Origin of the sequence: Amphritea atlantica, assembly GCF_900111095.1 — a bacterium.
In the GTDB taxonomy this organism is placed as follows: Bacteria; Pseudomonadota; Gammaproteobacteria; order Pseudomonadales; family Balneatricaceae; genus Amphritea; species Amphritea atlantica.
Genome location: NZ_FOGB01000006.1, coordinates 217,305 through 239,238, shown reverse-complemented (window position 1 = coordinate 239,238; position 21,934 = coordinate 217,305). Strand labels below are relative to the sequence as shown.

General features: G+C 50.3%; 20 protein-coding genes. 9 read left to right on the top strand and 11 right to left on the bottom strand.

Annotation, left to right across the window (positions count from 1 at the left end; genetic code table 11):
- Positions 1-211 precede the first annotated feature (211 nt).
- Positions 212-937, bottom strand: coding sequence for a DUF6639 family protein (locus tag BMY09_RS12195; RefSeq protein WP_091358498.1), 726 nt, complete (start codon positions 935-937; stop codon positions 212-214).
- A gap of 151 nt (positions 938-1,088) precedes the next feature.
- Positions 1,089-1,511 (bottom strand): MAPEG family protein, encoded by a 423-nt coding sequence (locus BMY09_RS12190; RefSeq protein WP_091358497.1) that lies wholly within the window; start codon positions 1,509-1,511, stop codon positions 1,089-1,091.
- A 365-nt stretch (positions 1,512-1,876) separates the two neighbouring features.
- Between BMY09_RS12190 and fdxA the strand changes: the two genes are divergently transcribed.
- Both fdxA and amrS read left to right on the top strand, forming a co-directional pair.
- Positions 1,877-2,200 (top strand): ferredoxin FdxA, encoded by a 324-nt coding sequence (gene fdxA / locus BMY09_RS12185; protein ID WP_091358494.1) that lies wholly within the window; start codon positions 1,877-1,879, stop codon positions 2,198-2,200.
- A gap of 95 nt (positions 2,201-2,295) precedes the next feature.
- Positions 2,296-3,393: an AmmeMemoRadiSam system radical SAM enzyme gene (gene amrS, locus BMY09_RS12180; RefSeq protein ID WP_091358492.1), complete on the top strand. Its 1,098-nt coding sequence runs from the start codon at positions 2,296-2,298 to the stop codon at positions 3,391-3,393.
- A gap of 72 nt (positions 3,394-3,465) precedes the next feature.
- Here amrS and BMY09_RS12175 read toward each other — a convergent pair whose 3' ends face one another.
- The 4 genes from BMY09_RS12175 to thrH all read right to left on the bottom strand — a co-directional run bounded on the left by BMY09_RS12175 (position 3,466) and on the right by thrH (position 8,072).
- Complete coding sequence (locus tag BMY09_RS12175) at positions 3,466-3,942, bottom strand: GNAT family N-acetyltransferase (protein WP_091358622.1); 477 nt, start codon at positions 3,940-3,942, stop codon at positions 3,466-3,468.
- A 254-nt stretch (positions 3,943-4,196) separates the two neighbouring features.
- The gene (locus BMY09_RS12170) at positions 4,197-6,188 is read right to left on the bottom strand and encodes a methyl-accepting chemotaxis protein (protein ID WP_245756574.1); all 1,992 of its coding nucleotides are present in this window, start codon (positions 6,186-6,188) and stop codon (positions 4,197-4,199) included.
- Positions 6,189-6,335: 147 nt separating this feature from the next.
- Complete coding sequence (gene rho / locus BMY09_RS12165; protein WP_091358489.1) at positions 6,336-7,292, bottom strand: transcription termination factor Rho; 957 nt, start codon at positions 7,290-7,292, stop codon at positions 6,336-6,338.
- 162 nt (positions 7,293-7,454) lie between these two features.
- A complete protein-coding gene (gene thrH / locus BMY09_RS12160) occupies positions 7,455-8,072 on the bottom strand; it encodes a bifunctional phosphoserine phosphatase/homoserine phosphotransferase ThrH (RefSeq protein ID WP_091358485.1) in 618 nt (205 codons plus the stop codon).
- Between the two features lie 238 nt (positions 8,073-8,310).
- Between thrH and cowN the strand changes: the two genes are divergently transcribed.
- Positions 8,311-8,595, top strand: coding sequence for a N(2)-fixation sustaining protein CowN (cowN, locus tag BMY09_RS12155; RefSeq protein WP_091358482.1), 285 nt, complete (start codon positions 8,311-8,313; stop codon positions 8,593-8,595).
- A 16-nt stretch (positions 8,596-8,611) separates the two neighbouring features.
- Here cowN and BMY09_RS12150 read toward each other — a convergent pair whose 3' ends face one another.
- Complete coding sequence (locus BMY09_RS12150; RefSeq protein ID WP_091358478.1) at positions 8,612-8,917, bottom strand: hypothetical protein; 306 nt, start codon at positions 8,915-8,917, stop codon at positions 8,612-8,614.
- A 330-nt stretch (positions 8,918-9,247) separates the two neighbouring features.
- The gene (gene paaY, locus BMY09_RS12145) at positions 9,248-9,853 is read right to left on the bottom strand and encodes a phenylacetic acid degradation protein PaaY (protein ID WP_175483522.1); all 606 of its coding nucleotides are present in this window, start codon (positions 9,851-9,853) and stop codon (positions 9,248-9,250) included.
- Positions 9,854-10,051: 198 nt separating this feature from the next.
- On the opposite strand from paaY, the gene BMY09_RS12140 reads away from it, so the two are divergent.
- A complete protein-coding gene (locus BMY09_RS12140) occupies positions 10,052-11,269 on the top strand; it encodes a Bcr/CflA family multidrug efflux MFS transporter (RefSeq protein ID WP_091358471.1) in 1,218 nt (405 codons plus the stop codon).
- Between the two features lie 104 nt (positions 11,270-11,373).
- Positions 11,374-11,919: a hydrolase gene (locus BMY09_RS12135; RefSeq protein WP_091358468.1), complete on the top strand. Its 546-nt coding sequence runs from the start codon at positions 11,374-11,376 to the stop codon at positions 11,917-11,919.
- Between the two features lie 73 nt (positions 11,920-11,992).
- On the opposite strand, the gene BMY09_RS12130 is transcribed toward BMY09_RS12135, so the two are convergent.
- Positions 11,993-12,907 (bottom strand): LysR family transcriptional regulator, encoded by a 915-nt coding sequence (locus tag BMY09_RS12130; protein WP_217647429.1) that lies wholly within the window; start codon positions 12,905-12,907, stop codon positions 11,993-11,995.
- A 241-nt stretch (positions 12,908-13,148) separates the two neighbouring features.
- On the opposite strand from BMY09_RS12130, the gene BMY09_RS12125 reads away from it, so the two are divergent.
- Together BMY09_RS12125 and BMY09_RS12120 are read left to right on the top strand one after the other, a co-directional pair.
- Positions 13,149-13,850 (top strand): CoA transferase subunit A, encoded by a 702-nt coding sequence (locus BMY09_RS12125; RefSeq protein ID WP_091358466.1) that lies wholly within the window; start codon positions 13,149-13,151, stop codon positions 13,848-13,850.
- Between the two features lie 75 nt (positions 13,851-13,925).
- Positions 13,926-14,585 carry a CoA transferase subunit B gene (locus tag BMY09_RS12120; protein WP_091358464.1) on the top strand — a complete coding sequence of 220 codons (660 nt, stop codon included), beginning with the start codon at positions 13,926-13,928 and terminating at the stop codon, positions 14,583-14,585.
- Between the two features lie 165 nt (positions 14,586-14,750).
- On the opposite strand, the gene dsbD is transcribed toward BMY09_RS12120, so the two are convergent.
- Positions 14,751-16,646, bottom strand: coding sequence for a protein-disulfide reductase DsbD (gene dsbD / locus BMY09_RS12115; protein ID WP_091358462.1), 1,896 nt, complete (start codon positions 16,644-16,646; stop codon positions 14,751-14,753).
- Between the two features lie 273 nt (positions 16,647-16,919).
- On the opposite strand from dsbD, the gene BMY09_RS12110 reads away from it, so the two are divergent.
- Positions 16,920-17,987, top strand: coding sequence for a 3-deoxy-7-phosphoheptulonate synthase (locus BMY09_RS12110; RefSeq protein ID WP_091358460.1), 1,068 nt, complete (start codon positions 16,920-16,922; stop codon positions 17,985-17,987).
- Between the two features lie 280 nt (positions 17,988-18,267).
- The gene (locus tag BMY09_RS12105; RefSeq protein WP_091358457.1) at positions 18,268-20,496 is read left to right on the top strand and encodes an NADP-dependent isocitrate dehydrogenase; all 2,229 of its coding nucleotides are present in this window, start codon (positions 18,268-18,270) and stop codon (positions 20,494-20,496) included.
- A 123-nt stretch (positions 20,497-20,619) separates the two neighbouring features.
- Here the strand turns inward: BMY09_RS12105 and BMY09_RS12100 are convergent, their stop codons facing one another.
- Positions 20,620-21,909 carry an NAD(P)/FAD-dependent oxidoreductase gene (locus BMY09_RS12100; protein ID WP_091358454.1) on the bottom strand — a complete coding sequence of 430 codons (1,290 nt, stop codon included), beginning with the start codon at positions 21,907-21,909 and terminating at the stop codon, positions 20,620-20,622.
- Positions 21,910-21,934: the final 25 nt, after the last annotated feature.

Here is a 21,934-nt window from a genome sequence, read left to right as displayed (position 1 = left end):
CCGCTGCGATATACAAAATAAACTGTTTATACATACAACTTACGTACTGTTTTTGGTAGAGCCGGATAGTTGATACTTCTAATGATTCTTTCTTTGCTTTTTCCCGCGACGAGCAAGTCACGGTTTTGTGACGTTCGAACAACGAGTAACGGCTTTTTAGCTTTTCCTAGCAAGTGGCGAAGCCACATCTAACAACTGGCTACGGCTGTTATTAAGGCACCGATATATACAACCATTTATGATGCAGAAGAATCTGAATAAACGTCTGCGGGTCACTCAATTGTGTCAGGTGCAGATATGATTTCACCGCAAAACCCGTGGGATTGAACCCCATGTAGGTCACACTTATTTCATCGCCGGACTCCCAGGGGCCGGTCGCGGCAGCCTGAATGATCTGCGCTCGTCTGGCGGCGGATAAAACCCCAAGTTGAGTGGCATGTGCCAGATACTCCTGCGCCGCGTTTGTCCACTGGTCCTCTGTGTGGTTTGCGTTATGCTGGAAGATCGCATGGGTAATCTCATGGGCTAAAGCACCCACATAGTGCTCCTCGTCAAAGGGCATGTTATACATCTGTGGCGATTGACTGCTGTGTAATATTGCGGGCAGCGACATTATCTGAATACGGTCGCTCTGGCGATCATAACTTCCAAAGGCCATATAACCTTCCTGGTTGATGCTCTGTTCAATAATGCTGATCTCTATCGGTTTTTGCAGCTGCAATTGATACCGGGCAAGAAAACCGATCGCCCTGTCAGCCGCATCGCACACATACCCGACCATACTGTCATCGGCTGCCGAGACTAAAATCTCCGGTGTCGTCTCGCAACGATACTGACTTGCGATAACCGGAGACAGCCAGGTAACGGTCAGGATAACGAGACCATAACCGACACTAAGAATCGAAATCGGGAAAAACCTTCGTTGACGCGTTTTCATAGGCTCACGTCCATTGATAACGACAGGTTGCGCGCTTACACAGATCTAAACTCCATTTCTGTGATATCAGGCACTAACAATTTAGCTTTCAATATAGTCTGAAGATCTCTCCTGCGCCTCAATCCGATATCCAGACGCTTGCGTGTGCGGGTCAAATCGTAATCACAGCGACTGAAAACAAAACCCATATGATCAGTAAAACAACATTACTCAGGGCGAACACAGTAAACCTGTGCAGCACATGGTTATATGTCAGATGTACAAGACTATGTAACACCCGCAACCCGACATAGGTCCAGCAGAGGTCCACTGTGACGGATGTATCTGTCTGTGTGACATACTGAGCCAGAATCACAACATAGAACAGCAGCGGAAGTTCTAAGAGGCTCATGTAGTTACGATTAGGAAGGCTGATTTCTGCAGGGACATTGGCTGATTCACCAAGCCTGAAATCTTCTGCGGTGACATCCCCACGAAAAACACCCCGAAAGCGCCTGAAGGGAATAATAAGAAGAATTGCAAAGGTCCAGGCCACCAGCGTAATCATCGGCAACAGGATCGGGTGACTATTCATTATGTGCTCCATGCGTCGCCTGATTCAAAAGCCAGGCGTTTTAGCGTATAAGTTGAGGGATCAGAGCCCTTTATTATCAATAACCTCTCTCTTGGTATCCCAGTCTTACTTATCCTACGTCACAGTTTAAGGGCATTAACCCTGTTAACAGCTCTCTGACTCCTTGAATCACCCCGTTCTAATCCTTTATTGACCAATATTTACATAGAAAACGATAGGATAAAAGAGCACTGATAGCGCATCCCCCTGTCCAGCAGGTCTGACAACTAGTGGCTATCTATACTTCATTTGTGTTGCAGACAACTATACTGACCTATGAGGCTTTTTAATCACCTGAACAGGCCGGTGGCCTGAAAGGATCTGTTATGACATTTGTAGTCACGGAGCCCTGTATCAAGTGCAAATATACCGACTGTGTTGAAGTCTGTCCGGTGGACTGCTTCTACGAAGGCCCTAACTTTCTGGTGATCAACCCGGACGAGTGTATCGATTGCGGCCTGTGTGCACCGGAGTGCCCGGTCGAGGCGATAATGGAAGAGGACGAGGTAGCAGGTGATCAACAGTCATTTATTCAACTCAATGCGGAACTGGCGCAACAATGGCCCAATATCGCCGAAAAGAAACCCAGTCCGCCGGATGCGAAGCAGTGGGATTCGGTGACCGACAAGAAGCACCTGCTGGAGCGTTAAGCTGTCAGCCCCCCTCCCCGTAGACGCAATTTAGCCGCTGGGTGATGATCAGCGAACTATACTGAGAGCGTGAATGTCGATCATGAGGCGGCCAGATGATTCCCGAATCCCACAAGATATTATCTACTCAATACTGGCATACACTGGAGGACGGCCGTATCCAGTGCGATGTCTGTCCACGTGCCTGCAAATTACATGAAGGCCAGCGAGGATTGTGCTTTGTACGCGGGCGTGAAGACGACCAGATAATGCTCTATACCTGGGGCCGCTCCAGCGGCTTCTGTATCGATCCGGTGGAGAAAAAACCCCTCAATCACTTTCTGCCGGGACAGCCGATCCTCTCCTTCGGTACCGCAGGGTGCAACCTGGCCTGTAAATTTTGTCAGAACTGGGACATGAGTAAATCCAGGGAGATGGACACCCTCGCCGATCAGGCCCTGCCCGAACAACTGGCAGCCACCGCGAAGCAACTGGGCTGCATGGGCATTGCTTTCACCTATAACGACCCGGTGATCTTTATGGAATATGCCATGGATGTCGCCGATGCCTGCCATCAACAGGGTTTAAAGAGCGTTGCTGTTACCGCCGGTTACATCTGTGCTGAGCCTCGCGCAGAATTTTACCGCCATATGGATGCCGCCAATATCGATCTGAAGGCGTTCACTGAGAAGTTCTATCACAAGATCTGTGGCGGAGAGCTCGGTGCTGTACTGGAAACCCTTGAATACCTGAAACACGAAACCGATGTCTGGTTCGAAATCACTAACCTGCTGATTCCCGGTGAAAACGACTCCAGCGCCGAGATCAACGCCATGACACAGTGGGTGGTCGATCACCTTGGCCCCGATGTACCAATACATTTTTCCGCCTTTCATCCCGACTGGAAGATGCTCGACAAACCCCATACACCACCAGCAACCCTCACCCGGGCACGACAGATCGCCCTGGCTAACGGCGTGCGCTATCCCTATACCGGTAATGTCTATGACACTCAGGGAGAAAGCACCTATTGCCACAACTGCGGTGCGACGCTGATTGAGCGCTGCTGGTATACCCTGGGTCATTGGGGACTCACCGGGGATGGCTGTTGCCAACAATGCCACACGCCCCTCCCCGGGGTTTTCAACGGCCCACCTGGGCGATGGGGATCACAACGACAGCGGGTCAATATGCGTTACCACACAATGAGCTGACTGCAGGGACCGTTGCGGATTATTAGCACTAACACTTAACGCTCTTATCAGTCGACGCTCAGTCAGTCGGCTTCATTTGATTGTAGGGCTTAGATACAGTTCCATTGAAAAATTGACTAAAGTCACTCCGCTTCTCTGAACCTCATTCTTCTTAACGACAGAGAAACCGCGGTGTTCAAAGAACGGCTTAGCCACAAGTGATGCCTCGACGTATAAACGTTTGATATTTCTGACTCTTGCTTCATCGAGCAAACGTTCATACAGTCTGGATGCGACCCCTCTTCCCTGAAAATCTGGATGGGTATAAGTGCAGTCAATATGACCATCTGCATCTAATTCTATAAAGCCCGCTACACAACCATCAAGGAAAGCGATAAACGGTTTTTTCGCATTCAGTCGCTCAGCCCAGCGTTCATAATCGACAGGTGTAGGTGCCCAGGCTTCTTTTTGCTCTGATGAATACAGCGAGGGATCAATTGCATGAACAGACTGATGAAACAAGTCAGCTACTTCCCTGGCGTTGTCTGTAGAGTATGTTTGTATTCTCATAAAAGCTCTAGCTCTTTGCCTCGCGGCGCGAGGTACGGGCATCCAACATCGCAGACGGGAAGGGCTGAAACTTACTATCTTTTTCGCTCGATACATGTAAGAAATTGCCCGTATATTGGAGCTCAAGCATCAGCTTAACTTGAGCATTAATAACCTTTAACTGGTTTTACCCCAATAATAGTTTCAGCATCAAGCGGATAAGAATCTACGCTTGATGCTGAACGGTTTATTACACGTATCAAAGAAGGAAGACCTTATAAACGGAAGCGTTTGACTTCACCTTCGATTTCGCAAATCAAAGCCCGCAAGGTTTCAGCCTGCTCCGCAGCTTTAGCACCTTCATCCGCCATGTTTGAGGCAGCATCACTAATCGCAGTGGTATTAAGGTTGATCTCTTCGGTTACGGAGGTTTGCTCTTCTGCTGACGAAGCGATCTGAACGGCCCGATCTGAGATCTCTGCAATCGCCGAGGTAATCGTCACAAGACTCTGTCGCGCTGATTCAGCATCATCAACGCTTTGTGCCGCCATCGAATGACCGCGTCCCATACTGGAAACCGCTTGCTTAGTCATTTTTTGCAAAGTATCGATCATACTTTGTATCTCACCGGTCGACGCATGCGTCCTCTGCGCAAGCACACGAACTTCATCGGCGACCACTGCAAAGCCCCGGCCCTGATCACCCGCACGGGCCGCTTCAATTGCAGCATTCAGGGCCAGTAAATTCGTTTGCTCTGCTATCCCACTAATCGTCGAAAGAATACCGCTGATATGTTGGGAGTGTTTTTCCAGATCGCTGATAACATCGGTTGCACGTTGAACTTCATCCGCTAACGCCTGGATGGATTTCTGACTTTTCTCAACCTGCACCTGTCCATTTTCGCTGATGGTCACCGAATCTTTAGCGGAGTGGGCTGCGCCTTCCGCGTTACCAGCAATTTCCTGTGTAGCAGAGGCCATCTCTGTCACTGCGACCGCAACCATATTTATTTCATCTTGCTGCACACGGATACGTTGACTGCGCTGCTGTGCCGCCTGTGTAAAATGATCAGCCGTTTGAGTAAGACTACCAGAGGTTTGACTTAAGCGGCTGATAATGCCGTGTAAACGCTCGACAAACTGATTAAACCCTTGTGCTAAAACGCCGATCTCATCGTGGCTATTTACAGGTATACGGACGGTTAGATCCCCCTCTCCTTCTGATATGTCCTTCAATGCCTGGCTTACACGCTCGAGGTTTTTAAACATAACCTTGAACAACGCGATCAAAATTAAGCTCAGAACAATAACAATCCCTAAGCTGATCAGTGCCTGGGTTGTGAGGGACTGCATTAGAGGTTTTAGCACAGTTGATTTGTCTACTACATAGATTAATGCCCATGTGGTATCAGGAATCGCAGCGGCGTAAACAAGACGATCACGATCATCAAGCTGAGTTTCTATTAGCTGATCACCGTCAATCAGCTTGGTTAGTGAATCCCCCGCTAAAACTGGGTTAACACTGGCCAGAGATTGAGATTGGAGCTCCGCTTGAGGGTGCGCGATGATCTGATCACTGCGATCTACCAAAATCGCGTAGCCATCGCCTGGTACTGATAACTCTGAGGTGCGTTGAGCCAACCGTGACAGAGTCACATTGGAGCCGACCGCACCAATCATTACCCCATTTTGCATAACCGGTTCGGCTAATGTTACGACGAGTTCCTGAAGCGTTTTACTGACATACGGCGCGGTGACAACAGGTCTCATTTTTTCTTTAGCCAGTTTATACCAACCGCGTTTACGCGGATCATAACTGCTGTTGTTTTGATCCAGAGAAGGATCCTGGCGGAACATCTCGCCCTTTTCATTACCGTAATAGGTTAGGCCAAAGCTACCCGATTGATGCGCTTGTAAAATTTTAGCGTAAGGGCTTTCCGAGGGGTTTTGCTCAATCGCGTTTTTTAACGCGGTCATGGTATTTTGTCGGTCAGTTAGCCACTGGCTAACGCCATCACCGTACGCAGTAGCTGAGTGAAAGACATCATTTTTCAAGACTTCCATCAAGGCATTACGTTCAACAACGTATTTTTCAAGCATCAATACAGCCACGACAAACGCCACCGATAAGACACTGATGGCGAGTAAACGTGTTTTCAAAGACTGAAACATAATAAGCCCTTCACAGTTGAACAATTTTTTTATTTTTATCGGCAAAGCTACTTCAAAAGTGAGGAAAAAGTAAGTTTTAAAAAGAGAAAAGATCATATTTAACACGATCTTAAGCCAGCCCCCTCTGAACCTCCATTTCCAGCCCCCGAACTATGAGGAACAGCGCTCTTCATCTTTTTCTAACAAGTTGCGCAGCCGCGTTCTGGCAAGTAGCGAAGCTACATCTGGCCACTGCTTTTAAGTCTAACCACTGGTCACAGCGTTTAATAGTGCTTCATTGGTCGGATAGGTCTCAAGCAACTCAATCAGCTTCCTGGCGCCCTCTTCCGGTTTGAGATTGACAAGGCTGCGTCGCAGTGCCCGTATCGCCTGGAGATCTTTCGGGTTTAGCAGCAGTTGTTCACGGCGGGTACTGCTTTTGGCAATATCCAGCGCCGGGAATATGCGCCGATTCGCTGCCTCGCGGGATAATACGACTTCCATGTTGCCGGTGCCTTTGAACTCCTCAAAGATCACCTGGTCCATACGGCTGCCAGTATCCACCAAAACTGTCGCCAGAATGGTCAGCGAGCCGCCATTTTCAATTTTTCTGGCTGAGCCAAACAGTTTTCGGGGTATCTCCAGAGCCCGGGCGTCGACACCGCCTGACAGGGTTTTTCCGCTACTTTTACGTTCCGCATTGTGCACCCGGGAGAGCCGTGTCAGTGAGTCGATCACAATCATCACATCATGACCTTCTCCCGCTTCCCTGCAGGCTCTATCGAGCAGTTGATCCGCCACCCGCACATGATGGGCATAGCTTTCATCCGAGGATGAAGCATGAACCTCTGCTGGTACGCTTCGCTTAAAATCGGTCACCTCTTCGGGCCGCTCATCAATAAGCAGTGCATACAGCCTGATCCCGGGATAAGCCTGCCCCACTGACTGGCAGATATGCTTTAACAGCGTCGACTTTCCCGAGCCAGGAGGTGCAACAATCAGCCCCCGCTGCCCCAGGCCAACAGGCGTAATAAGATCCATCGCCCGCATAGAGAGTTGCTGTGAACCTGATTCAAGACGAATACCGGGAGATGGGTGAACGGCAACACCGTTTAAAAAACGCTTTAACGGGTTATCATCAGCCTGCCCTCTGCTATCCTCATCGACAGGCTTGGCAGCTGCGCTTTTTTTAACCTTCAGGCTCAGGGTTTTTCGTGTCATGGTATCGCTATATCGCTCAGGGAAATTGGGTAAATTCTGATCAGGTTAATGCTGCATCTATACGGTAAATGCAGGGTAGCCTATATAACCGGCCGGGTCTCGCTAAGACAAAAAAAGAGCGCCGAAGCGCTCTTAATCTTACCGGTCGCGCAGCGACTGCGGTTAAAGAGACAGGTCGCGGTTGCTCGCTTTAATAAACTCTTTTTTCAGCTCTTCAAACGTATGTACTGCGGGGAACTGCGGAAACTCATCAATAACATTCTGTGGTGAATGAAACAGAATACCGGATTCAGCCTGGGTCAGCATGGTGGTGTCGTTGTAAGAGTCTCCAGCGGCGATCACACGGTAGTTCAACAGTTGGAAAGCACGGACAGACTGACGCTTAGGGTCTTTCTGTCGCAGGGTGTAATCGGTGATACGACCGTTCTGATCCACTTCCAGCTTATGACACAGCAGCGTTGGATAACCCAACTGCTTCATTAATGGTGCAGCAAACTCATAGAAGGTATCGGACAGAATCACCACCTGAAACCGCTCACGCAGCCAGTCGATAAACTCACGGGCACCTTCCAATGGCGAAAGACGATCAATAGTGGCCTGAATCTGCGGCAGAGTCAGACCATGCTCATCGAGAATCCGCAGACGCTGTTTCATCAGCACATCATAATCAGGAATATCGCGGGTGGTCGCTTTCAGCTCTTCAATTCCGGTTTCTTCAGCAAAGGCGATCCAGATCTCCGGGATCAGTACACCTTCCAGGTCAAGACATGCGAGTTCCACAAGCGACTCCTGTGTTTTTAGTTATTTAGCAATAAGCGCTATCAAATAATGTGCGGGAGATTCTACCGGAATGACGCACTGCTCAACAAGTAGGTAAAGGCAGCGATACAACTTTTAAAACTGATCATCAAAGGCGTTGATATAACGCAACTAATCCTGTTATTGAGCTTAATTTCGCTAGAGAGATGAAACACTCTCCCTCTAGAATGTCCGTTTAGTCTATTCGGGAGATACTGTGATGGGTCAGGCAGACAATACGGACCGCTATGTCAGCTTCTGCGGCATTGAATGTGATCGCTGGGCTGATGAACTCCATAAAAAACTACAGACGATTCTGAATTGTGATGGCAATGAGCAATGGCAGCGCTATTTTTCAATGAAGCTTGAAGAACAGACCCGCATGAAGCATGACAATCTGTTCTTTATCGGCGCGCAGATGAACAACCTCTACAGCTTTTTTGAAGAGCATGATGACCCGCAGGCGTTGCAGCTGCTGTGGAAGCTCGAACAGGAGTGCTGCTGAGCGGCGTCCCCGCAGCTTACGATACAGTAATCGATACCTCGCTCAGAGCGGTCCCCACGGCAAACAAAATCAACTGGCTCACCAACACTAGCAGGATAATATCCGGCCAGATATCCGCATCACTGAACTGCTTTAACAGATAAAACAGTATAATAATTGAGAGTGGCCAGCCAAATGAGGGGATCAGCGACACCAAAGATGCCGCTCCGGCTGCGATAACCGTATGAGAAAAATTCAGATGGACCGCCGTAACCTTACCGGCCATCCATAAAATCGCACCGGTGATAACCGCATCCAGCGCAACAAGCAGTATCATATCCATATGAAGAATATCTATCTCAAAAAAAGATTATCAGGCGCTATAGTCTGTCAAGCCACATCAATAACGTCCTGTTGATTCAGATAACGCCGGGGCAATGTCAACTGCATAGCCCTCTGACCGCTTATCCCTTAGCGGCAGCATGATAACATGATAAAAGCTGCTTACTTAGAAATTCAGAGCGCCGAAATTCAGAGCGTCAAAATTCAGAGCGCCGGAAGCGCCTCGCCTTTGAACTCAGCCTGATGCTATAAACCTGTCTGTTAACCTCAAACGTAATAGCACCATACCGATGTTAAAAACCCGGAATGAGATTTCAAAGCGATGCGACGATCAGCTTTCCGCTTTAAATTTGGGCACCACCCCTTCGATCCCAACGTCCATCCGCGGGCGATCTGCTTCCACTTCAGTCAGCGCTTCAACTTCCTGCATGGTGTTCATGCTACGGACCGCCAGATCCTGATACTGCCGGGTCCCGGCTGATTTCCAGTCGATCTCTTTATCGGTCAGCTCTTTGATCACCCGCGCCGGGGATCCTGCCACCAGTGTTCGCGCAGGTACATCCATCTTCGCCTTAACGAACGACATCGCCGCGACAATAGATGACTCCCCAATAACAGCCCCATCCATAATCACCGAGTTCATTCCCACCAGCGCATTCTTGCCAATGACACAGCCATGAAGCACCGCCCCATGACCAATATGACCGTCCTCTTCCACTACCGTATCGGTGCCGGGAAAGCCGTGCATGACGCAGGTGTCCTGCAAGTTGGCCCCTTTTTTTAGCTCCAGGCGACCAAAATCCCCCCGCAAACAGGCGGCCGGGCCGATATAGCAATCGGGACCGACAATCACATCACCGATCAGAACGGCGCTGGGATGCACATAAGCCGAAGGGTGAACAACCGGGGTTATGCCATCGAGTGAATATACTTTCATAATGCTATTCCATGTTTCTGAATGGACGAAATATTTGTGTAGCTATTACTTTAACGGATCTAAATATACAGGAATACCCCTATATTTATTTAGCGCTAAAAATAGTTAACTTGCTAACTAATTTACACTCGCAGGATGATAACTGTCACTGCCCGAATGTATAACGTTTACTCATTAATACCAGAATACTGAGACCGGATGTTCAGACCCACTTCAACCGCCGTTATTGTAACGCTGGCCGCCGCAGTCGCACTAGGCCCTCTATCAACCGATATGTATCTGCCCAGTCTGCCAGGCCTGACCCGGGAGTTTGATACCTCGGTTGATCGGGTGCAGATCACCCTGTCGGTGTTTCTTTATGGTTTTGCCTTTGCGCAGTTGGTTTACGGTCCCCTGGCCGATCGCTTTGGTCGTAAGCCGGTGATGCTTGGCGGGTTGCTGCTGTTTGTCCTGTCCTCACTGGGCTGCGCCCTTGCTACCACGATTGAGCAGTTGATATTTTTCCGCTTTCTGCAGGCCCTGGGTGCCTGCGGGGGACCGGTACTGGGCCGCACAATGGTCCGTGATATCCATGGACCGGTCAATGCGGCCAGAGTGCTGTCGATGATGGGCAGTATTATGGCGCTGGCACCCGCAATCGCTCCGGTCATTGGCGGCTATATGCTGGCCTGGTTTGAATGGCGCGCAGTGTTTATCTTTCTCACCGGGTATGCATTAGCGTCAATGCTGCTGATCGCCTTTAAGGTGCCTGAATCTCTGGCCAATGAGAACCGCAGCTCACTCAAACCACTGGTTATCCTGGGTAACTTTGGTTTGTTATTAAAACATCGGGAATATCTTGGTTACACCCTGTGCTGTAGTTTTATTTTTTCCGGACTGTTTGCCTTTCTCTCCGGTGCTCCGTTTGTGCTGATCGATTACTTTAAAGTACCTGCGCAGCACAGCGGTATTTTCTATGCGTTAGCGTCCGGCGGTTTTTTGAGCGGCACGCTGATTGCGCAGCGTATCGGTTGTCGCACCGGTATTAATGGGGTTCTGAAGCGTGGTACCGTTATCAGTGTGCTGGCGGGACTGAGTATGGTGATACCGGCGCTGCTGGATATCCATTACCTGTGGCTGACGGCCATTACCCAGATTATCTATATGTGCGGTGTCGGTATGGTGATGCCTCAGGCAATGGCGGGGGCACTGGCCCCTTTTGCTAAGATGACCGGAACAGCGTCCTCTCTGCTGGGCTTTAGCCAGTCACTTATTGCCGCCAGTATTGGCATGCTGGTGGGGCATTATCACAGCGGCACCCCGACAACCATGGCGGTGAGTATTGCCGCCATGGCGATCCTCTCTCTGGCCAGCTTATGGTTGCTGGTAAAGCCGGGCAGGAATCGTGCTATAAACCACCCGCCGGAGGAGAGATAGCCAAAAGTGATATTAGGGTATATCCTTATCGGCACTTACGTCAGAATCTGACTATACATCAAGCTTCAAGGCGGTTTACTGCCCCTGTTACGCGGAGAATTTTTATGCTGATCTACCCAAACTCATCCTGCCTTCTGGTTGTCGATATTCAGGAAAAACTGGTGCCGGCAGTGCATGAAAGTGAAACGCTGGTGACCAATGTCCGCTGGCTGGCTGAGGTGGCCAAACTGGCCGGGGTTCCGATTCTCACCTCTGAGCAATACCCGAAAGGGCTTGGGCGAACAGTCCCTGAACTGCTGGATGTGCTACCCGAAGAGGGTTTTATGGATAAGTTGCACTTTTCCTGTATGTCAGACCCCAGCTGCAATGAAAAGATCAACAGTATTCGTCCCAACCAGGTCATTATCGTCGGCATGGAAGCACACGTCTGTGTCATGCAAACAGCCATTCAGATCAAACAGCAGGCCCGCGAAGTGTATGTGGTGGCCGATGCGGTGTCTTCTCGTAATCCGGCAGATAAACAGGCAGCGCTGGAACGGATGCGCCACTGTGGTATACACATCGTGACTAAAGAGATGGTCGGCTTCGAGTGGATTCAGAAATCGGGCACAGAGGAATTCAAAACCTTCAGCACCCAATTTTTACGCTGAAACCGCTAAGCTGCAAACGCTTGTCTGAGCACACACATCTTATTGAAAATAAGGCTCTGGGCCGATAAACGACTCAGAGCTTTATCTTTTCTGTAAGGTCTCCTGCAGAGCCCAGAATAATATCCACCATGCTTCGGGCCGCAGTCGACAAGGGATAGCGTTTACGCATCACTACACCAACAGGCCGTTGCATCACCGGGGTATCCAGTTCACGGCAGACCGCCCCCAGTTCCCGCATCTGCTGAATACACAGAGAGGGCACCGCACTCACCCCCAAACCGGTTGCCACCATTCTGCCGATAGTCGCCAGTTGATGGGTTTCGAATTCAGGTAACATCTGCATCCCCAACTGACGCAGTTTAGCTTCAATCAGCAGACGGATACTGGATGGCCGTTGCAAGGTAATAAAGTCATTTTTAAGCAGCGCCTGCCAGGGGATACTGCAACTTTTCGCAAGTGGGTGATCCGGATGTACCACCGCCACAAACCGGTCGTCAAACAGCGGAGTAAAGGTCAGGTCTTCGGAACGGCCCGGGTCAAAGGTGATCCCTACTTCCACCTGGCCATTGCGCACCATATCCACCACATCCTCGGCGATGACATCATTCACCGTAATACTGACATTGGGATAGAGCGCGCGATACTGGCTGATAATGCCCGGCAGCAGGCTGCTGGCAAACGATGGCATCGCCGCCAACACCACCCGCCCCCGGTTAAGGGCAAAACGCTGATTCAGGTCATCCAGTGCAGCTTCACAATCATGCAGAATTTTCTGCGCCACTGGATAAAACTCCTCTCCTTCAGGGGTAAGCGCGATCGCCCGGGTGGTTCGGCTGAACAGCGCGCCTCCCACCTCCTCTTCAAGATTTTTAATCGTGATACTCAGCGCGGGCTGGGACAGATGAACCTGAGTACAGGCCTCCGTAAAGCTTTGGGTACGGGCCACAGCGACAAATGCTCTTAACTGCTTCAGGGTGATATTGACCATTTTACTGTTTTCCAGCCGGTCATATTAAACCGGGTATGTTGTGGAACAGGGATTCCACATATATAAACAAATTTTATAAATACTTCAAATCATTAAATTTGCTAAATGATACGCGGTATATAAGACTTAACTTATTCGTGAGTCAGGTATCTGGTGTTCCGGGAACGGAACTGTCCCAGCCAGATACCACCCTTAAATACGAAGACCCCTATAAAAAGAACTGAATTGCGGAGTTGCACACATGTCGGGTTTTAATAAAGTTGTGAACAGCTATGAAGAGGCTATGGCTGGTCTGGAAGATGGTATGACCGTCATTGCCGGAGGCTTCGGTCTTTGCGGTATCCCCGAGAACCTGATTGCTCAGATCAGAAAGATGGGTACCAAAGAACTGACCTTTGTATCGAATAACTGTGGTGTCGATGATTTTGGTCTCGGCATCCTGCTGGTTGATCGCCAGATCAAAAAGATGATCTCCTCCTACGTGGGCGAAAACGCCCTGTTCGAAAAGCAGCTGCTGGCGGGTGAACTGGAAGTCGAACTCACTCCACAGGGCACGCTGGCTGAGAAAATGCGCGCTGGCGGTGCCGGCATTCCGGCGTTCTATACGGCCACCGGTTACGGTACCCCGGTAGGCGAAGGTAAAGAGGTGCGGGAGTTTAACGGCCGCAAATACATTATGGAAGAATCGATTACCGGTGATTTTGCCATCGTAAAAGGCTGGAAAGCGGACACCTACGGCAATGTGATCTACCGGGATACGGCACAGAACTTTAACCCAATGGCGGCAACCGCGGGCAAAATCACAGTGGTTGAAGTGGAAGAGATTGTTCAGCCGGGTGAGTTGAAACCCACCGAGATCCACACCCCTGGCATCTACGTTAATCGTGTGATTAAGGGCAGCTTCGAAAAACGTATTGAGCAGCGCACAGTGCGCCAGAGCTGATACGACACTCCGGTAATTTATTGAATTTCTGATAGCCCTGTCGCTTCACCGCTGTCAGAAAGAAGAGGAAAGACAATGGCACTCTCACGTGAACAGATAGCACAGCGTATTGCACGCGAACTGGAAGATGGTTTTTATGTAAACCTGGGTATCGGCATCCCGACTCTGGTCGCAAACTACATTCCTGAAGGCATCGAAGTGATGCTTCAGTCTGAAAATGGCTTACTGGGTATGGGTCCATTCCCTACCGAAGATGAAATTGATGCGGATATGATTAACGCGGGCAAACAGACCGTCACTGCGGCCACCGGCGCATCGATATTCTCCTCCGCTGAATCCTTCGCCATGATCCGTGGCGGGCATGTCGACCTGACCGTGCTGGGGGCATTCGAAGTTGATGTTAACGGCAATATCGCTTCCTGGATGATCCCTGGAAAACTGATTAAAGGGATGGGCGGTGCGATGGATCTGGTGGCCGGTGCTGAGAATATTATCGTCACCATGACCCACGCATCCAAGCATGGCGAATCCAAACTACTGACCAACTGCACCCTGCCCCTCACCGGCGCTGGCTGTATCAAAAAAGTGCTCACCGATCTGGCATTTCTGGAAATTAAGGATGGCGCCTTCCACCTGAAAGAGCGCGCGCCTGGCGTCTCTGTGGAAGAGATTATCGAGAAGACGGAAGGTAAGCTGGTTGTGCCGGAGCATGTGCCAGAAATGACCTTTGCTTAAAAGCAGTAGCGAGATGCGGCTTCGCCGCTTGCGCGTTGTTAGAAAAAGCGGATGGACGGGTGATTACTAAACGTTTGTAATAATCACTGGCCGATTTAGAAAGGCTGATACATCAGGTATCAGCCTTTTTTTGTTTAGCGGTTGGAAGGACCTTTAAGCTAGCTATTACAATCCTGCTATATGCCTGACAAAAACGTCGGGCTCGATAACCCCGATCAGCGTCATATTAGGATGATACTGACCCGCCCGGTCATAGAAAATCAGTGCCGGTGGGCCAATAACACGATAGAGAGCGCTTAACTCTTTTGCCGCATCATCATTGGCGGTGACGTCAACTTTAATACGTTTGAAACCACTAAGCCCCTGCTGCACTGAACGATCAGCAAAGGTCAGATTGTCCAGTTCGACACAGGAGATACACCAGTCGGCGTAGAAATCCAGCATCACCGGTTGCTGCCTGGCTTTCGCATCACTGAGTAAGCTATCCAGCTGCTGTTTATTGGTGACGGTAACAAAGTTCATCTCTGGACCGGACTGCGCCCCGGCACCGCTGACAGCAAACCCTTTTAGCGGTTGCATCAGACTCTTGCCACCGGTCAGTCCACCGATAAAGAGGATACCGCCATAAAGAAGTAATACCACTCCAACACCCTTCCAGAAATAACTCCAGCCCGCCGCATTATCCTTCAGCCGGTCGAGCGCTTTCATATGTACCGCGGCCACCAGCAGAATCACCGCATAGAGCAGCAAAGCAACATTATCAGCAATAACCCGGTCGAGCATCCAGACCGCCAGCAACAGCAGCATAACGCCGAATCCGGCTTTCACGCTTTCCATCCAGAGACCCGCTTTAGGCAGCAGTTTGCCCGCAGAAGCCCCGACAATCAGCAGTGGGACTCCCATCCCTAAACTCAGACTAAACAGCGCAGCGCCTCCCATCAGTGGATCGCCACTCTGACCAATATAGATCAGCGCACCGGCCAGCGGTGCCGCCATGCAGGGGCCAACAATCAGAGCCGATAACAGCCCCATGACCATCACCCCCATCACCGTGCCGCCTTTCTGGCTGTTGCTCATACTATTCAGCCGGCTCTGCCAGCTGGAGGGCAACTGAAGCTCATAGAAACCAAACATCGACAGTGACAGCAATACAAAGATCAGACTGAAAAAGCTGATCACCCAGACATTCTGAAACGCCGCCTGCAGGTTTTCACCAAACAAACCGGCAATCACCCCGGCAACCGTGTAGGTGAGGGAAACCGATAGCACATAGATCAGCGATAGAAAGAATCCATGGCGGGCGGTGGTTTTATGTCCGTGACCCGCAATAATACTGGAGAGAATGGGAATCATCGGGAATACGCAAGGGGTCAGTGCCAGTGCCAGACCAGCGACAAAGAAGGCCCCAAGAGTTAGCAGCAGACCACTGCCGGAGATGAGCGCGGCGAAACGATCCTGTTCACTCTGTATTGGTGAAGATGAAGGCGTAGTAATGCTTGGCGCTGTGTCCGGCTGACTGACCACGGGCTGAGTGTTACTGTCAACGGTCGCCGTGTCCCCCGTCTGTCCCGGATTAACCGGCAACTGTGTAAGGTTGAACGTCCTGGTGACCGGCGGATAACAGATTCCACCTTCCCAGCACCCCTGATAGTTAACCGTCACGACACTATCTACCGGCTGCCCGGTAGTGCTGGTCAGATCAAGATTAACAACCGCCTGATTGTGATACACCCATACCTGACCAAACAGGGGGTCGTCTTTCTCTTCGGCATCGGAGTAGCGACGATCCAGCTCTTCCACTTCCGGGGTATAATCCAGCTGTATCTTATCGCGGTAAAGATAGTAACCATCCGCGATAGTCCAGATCAGTTTAACGGCACCGTCAGCGTCCTGTTCATAGTCAAATACAAAAGCCTGCTCAACCTGCAAGGGGCCATCATCACCGGCAAACGGATTGGCATTATCAAACAACCCCGCACTGACAGGTGTACTAAACGGCAAAAACAGTAACATCAGGATGACGGTAGCTGGCATGGTCAGTCGTTGAAACAGTAACGGCACGGAAACCCCTTAATGTAATAGTCAGATCGAACGGTTTATGGACAGCAAGCAGTCTGGGGAGTTCGATCCGGCCTGCAGATAATCAGGCTAAAAACATATTAAACGATGAAAAAACCTCTGGCTTTACAGTAAGCCTGCTAATTTTGTTAATTGTATCACCGGATAGCACCGATCAGCACTTAAACCTTCACCATTAATATGTTACAAAGTACCTCCTTTACGAACGCGCTAACGGGTGTACAGGGTAAAGGCTGTGCACTTTAGGAAATTGAGATGTCTGATAACCGAGTCGAAAACCTCAATATTGAGAGTAATACGGTTCTGGTCACTCCTGACCAGCTGAAACAAAAACTACCTCTGAGTGAAACTGCAGCGGCCACTGTTATGGAAGGTCGTCAGGTGATAAAAAACATTCTGAAGGGTGAAGATAAGCGACTGTTTATCGTGGTGGGCCCCTGCTCTATTCACGATACCAAGGCGGCGATCGAATATGGTCACAAGCTGAAACAGTTGGCTGAACAGGTTCAGGACACTCTCTATCTGGTTATGCGCGTATATTTTGAGAAGCCCCGGACGACCATTGGCTGGAAAGGCCTGATCAATGACCCCCATATGGATGACTCTTTTGAAATTGAAGAGGGCCTGCATATTGGTCGTGAGCTGTTGATTGAGCTGTCTGAGGCCGGCCTGCCACTGGCAACTGAAGCACTGGACCCCATCTCACCACAGTATCTGCAAGATCTGATTGCCTGGTCTGCCATTGGTGCCCGCACCACCGAATCACAGACCCACCGGGAGATGTCCAGCGGTCTGTCCGGTGCTGTCGGTTTCAAAAACGGTACCGATGGCGGCCTGACGGTTGCTATCAACGCACTTGAATCTGTGGCGCACCCGCATAATTTTCTGGGTATTAATGAGCAGGGACAAGTCTCCAAAGTGCACACCAAAGGCAATAAATACGGTCATGTCGTACTGCGTGGCGGTAATGGCAAGCCAAACTACGACTCAGTCAATGTCGCGCTGTGCGAGCAGGCACTGGATAAAGCCGGCCTGAAGAAAAACATTATGGTGGATTGCAGCCACGCAAACTCCAATAAAGACCCGGCTTTACAGCCACTGGTGATGGAAAACGTTACCAACCAGATCCTTGAAGGCAATACGTCTATTGTTGGTCTGATGATTGAGTCCAACCTGGGCTGGGGTAATCAGAAGATGACTGCAAACCCGGCTGACCTGCAGTACGGAGTATCGATTACCGATGCCTGCATCGACTGGGATACCACCGAGAAGGCGCTGCTGGATATGCACAATAAGCTTAAACCAGTACTTTCCAAGCGCTAATCCCACCCTGCTTAAAAAAGGATCTTCGGATCCTTTTTTTGTTAATACCGACTGCAAAAGTTAAAAAAAGCATGCTGCGCTGCGGTAATAAAACTACAGTAATACTATCTTTTAGTCGATATTCCCCTCCAGAAAGCGCAGGACTACTTCAGTATTAGTAATTTTTTGACGTATAATGCGCCCGCGGAAATTAATTATAAGGCTTAAGCAAAGATGTTAAGGACAGCCACAAGCTGCCCTGTTAAGCCTCTGGCTACCAGCCAAATGACAAGGGGATAAAATGACTACAACGAATCAAACTATTTACTGGACCCTTACCGACGAAGCACCATCACTGGCCACCTGTTCTTTACTTCCTATCGTAAGAACGTTTACCAAGGCTGCGGGCATCGACGTTAAGATCAGCGATATCTCTCTGGCTGGCCGTGTGCTGTCAGCATTCCCCGAAAAACTGACCGAAGAGCAAAAAGCGGAAGACGGCCTCACCTTTCTGGGAGCCCTGACTCAGGACCCCCACGCAAACATCATCAAACTGCCAAATATCTCAGCCTCTATTCCTCAGCTGAAAGCCTGTATCGCAGAACTTCAGGCAGAGGGTTGTGATATCCCGAACTACCCTGAAGCACCACAGACCGAAGAAGATAAAGCAATCCAGGCTCGCTATTCCAAGATTCTGGGTTCTGCTGTAAACCCGGTACTGCGTGAAGGTAACTCAGACCGCCGTGCTCCAGGTGCTGTTAAAGCTTACGCACGTAAGTTCCCCCACTCTATGGGTAAGTGGAGCAAAGCTTCACGCACCCACGCTGACTACATGCGCGATGGTGACTTTTTCTCCAGCGAACAGTCCATCACCATGGATCAGGCCGGTGATGTCCGCCTTGAGTTTGTTGATCAGGCCGGAAACGTCGAAGTTAAGAAAGAGCTGAGCCTGGAACAGGGCGAGATTCTCGACAGCATGCGCATGAGCTGCCGGGCGCTGCGTGAGTTCTTTGAAGAAACCATGCAGGATGCGAAAGAGACCGGTGTTATGTGGTCTCTGCACGTAAAAGCAACCATGATGAAGGTGTCTCACCCAATCGTATTTGGTCATGCAGTAACCGTATTCTACAAAGAACTGTTTGAAAAATACGGCGATCTGTTTGAAGAGCTGGGTGTTAATCCGAATAACGGTATCGGCAGCGTCTACGATAAGATTTCATCGCTGCCAACCTCCAAGCGCGAAGAGATTGAAGAAGCGATCCACGAGTGTCTGGAACACCGTCCGGAAATGGCAATGGTTGACTCTGTTAAGGGGATCACCAACCTGCACGTACCTTCTGACGTCATCGTTGATGCATCAATGCCTGCAATGATCCGTAACGGCGGTAAGATGTGGGGCCCTGACGGCAAGCCAAAAGATACAAAAGCGGTTATGCCGGAAAGCACCTATGCCCGTATCTACCAGGAGATGATCAACTTCTGTAAAACTAACGGCGCATTCGATCCAACCACCATGGGTACTGTGCCAAACGTTGGCCTGATGGCTAAAAAAGCCGAAGAGTACGGTTCGCACGACAAGACGTTCGAAATGATGGCCGATGGCATCATGCGTGTTGTTACTGCAGACGGTACCGTGCTGATGCAGCACGATGTTGAGAAAGGTGATATCTGGCGTGCTTGTCAGACCAAAGATGAGCCTGTACGCGACTGGGTTAAGCTGGCCGTGACCCGCGCACGTCAGTCCGGTATGCCTGCTGTTTTCTGGCTGGACCACAAACGTGCTCACGACCGCGAACTGATCAAAAAGGTAAATACCTACCTGCAGGATCACGATACCGATGGTCTGGATATCTCCATTAAGACTTACAATCAGGCGATCCGTTTCAGCATGGACCGTATGATCCGTGGTAACGACACTATCTCTGTCACCGGTAACGTGCTGCGTGACTACCTGACCGATCTGTTCCCAATCATGGAACTGGGCACCTCTGCGAAGATGCTGTCGGTTGTACCGATGCTGAAAGGCGGTGGTATGTACGAGACAGGAGCAGGCGGTTCTGCACCTAAACACGTACAACAGGTTGAGGAAGAAAACCACCTGCGCTGGGATTCACTGGGTGAGTTTCTGGCTCTGGCAGTGTCTCTTGAAGAGATGGGTATTAAGGAAAACAACAAGCGCGCATCCATTCTGGCGAAAACTCTGGATGCCGCTACCGGCAAACTGCTGGAGAACAATAAGTCTCCTTCACGTAAAACCGGTGAACTTGATAACCGTGGCAGCCACTTCTATCTGGGCATGTACTGGGCACAGGAAGTTGCGGCACAGACCGAAGATCCCGAACTGGCAGCTCACTTTGCGCCTCTGGCGAAAACACTGAGCGAAAATGAAGCACAGATTGTTGCTGAACTGAGCGCAGTTCAGGGCAAACCGGCTGAACTCGGTGGTTACTACCATGCTAATCGCGAAAACGTTAAGAAAGTGATGCGTCCAAGCGAAACGCTGAATGCGGCACTGGCGGCGCTGTCCTAAGCGTTTAAACCACGCTTAAACCGTAAAAAAACCGGATCAGGTTCACTGATCCGGTTTTTTTGTCTCACCCTTTATGCAACCCATCTGCTGGCAGTCGTAACCCTGCCGCAACAGCCCGCAGCGTTAATGCAGCTTCATTTTTGGCTTCACGGTCCCGCTTATCTTCTGAGCCCAGTACACGGCCGCCGCCCTGAGCCAGCCATGAATCGCAATCTGGTGCATCCGGTAGAGTGAGATATACACCAGCCGCGCCAGCTTACCTTCGATAAACATCGAACCTTTGGTGAGATTACCCATCAGACTGCCAACCGTGCTGTATCGACTCAGGTTAACCAGGGACCCATGGTCTTTATAGATATACTCCTTCAGCGGTTTACCCTGTTCAGAGAGGATAATATTCCTGTACACCAGGCTGGCCATCTGGTGCGCCGATTGCGCCCGGGGAGGCACCCAACTGCCATCGGGCTGCTCGCAAGCGCAACAGTCACCGATAACAAACACGGTGTCATCCACGGTGCTCTGCAAGGTGGGCTTAACCACGATCTGACCATTGCGGTTGGTATCAAACAGACCGATCTGCTTGATAAAGTCCGGGGCCTTAACCCCGGCAGCCCAGACCTGAAGATCTGCATCGATCAGTGTGCCATCACCGGTCACAAAACCCTCCTCGGTTGAACTGGTCACCCGCACATTTTCATGAATGGTAATGCCCAGCGCCATCAATTCCTTCTTCGCCGCCTCTGCGATCCTCAGAGGCAGCGCCGGTAATATCCGCGGGCCGGCCTCGATCAGGTCGATGCTCAGACGTTTGCCAGACATTTCCGGCATTCCGTAGATCTTAAACAGATCGGCTACATGGTAGAGCTCTGCCGCCAACTCGACACCTGTTGCTCCCCCGCCAACAATCGCCAGACGCAGCTTAGCATCGGATGATTTCTGGTTAATCCGCAAAAACTGATTTAACAATGCCCGGTGGAAACGCTCCGCCTGCTGATGGGAATCGAGAAAGTAGCTGTGCTCAGCCACACCCGGAGTACCGAAGTCATTACTGACACTGCCAACCGCCATTACCAGCGTATCAAAGGCAATCTCCCGTTCCGGCAGCACCTCTTTACCCTCTTCATCCACAAGCGATTGCAACCTGATCGTTTTCGCCACCCGGTCCAGACCGATCATGGTGCCCAGCTGAAACTGATAATAATGAGCCGCCGAATGGGCACGGTAGACCACGCCATCACTGTTCATATCCAGCGAGCCCGTGGCGACTTCGTGCAATAAAGGTTTCCAGATATGGCTACGGTTACGATCAACCAGAATGATATTGGCGCGTTTCTTTTTACCCAGCTTATGTCCGAGCTGTGTTGCCAGCTCAAGACCGCCAGCCCCTCCCCCTACGATTACGATTGTTTTCATTTCAGATCCTCAAATAAAGTCAGGT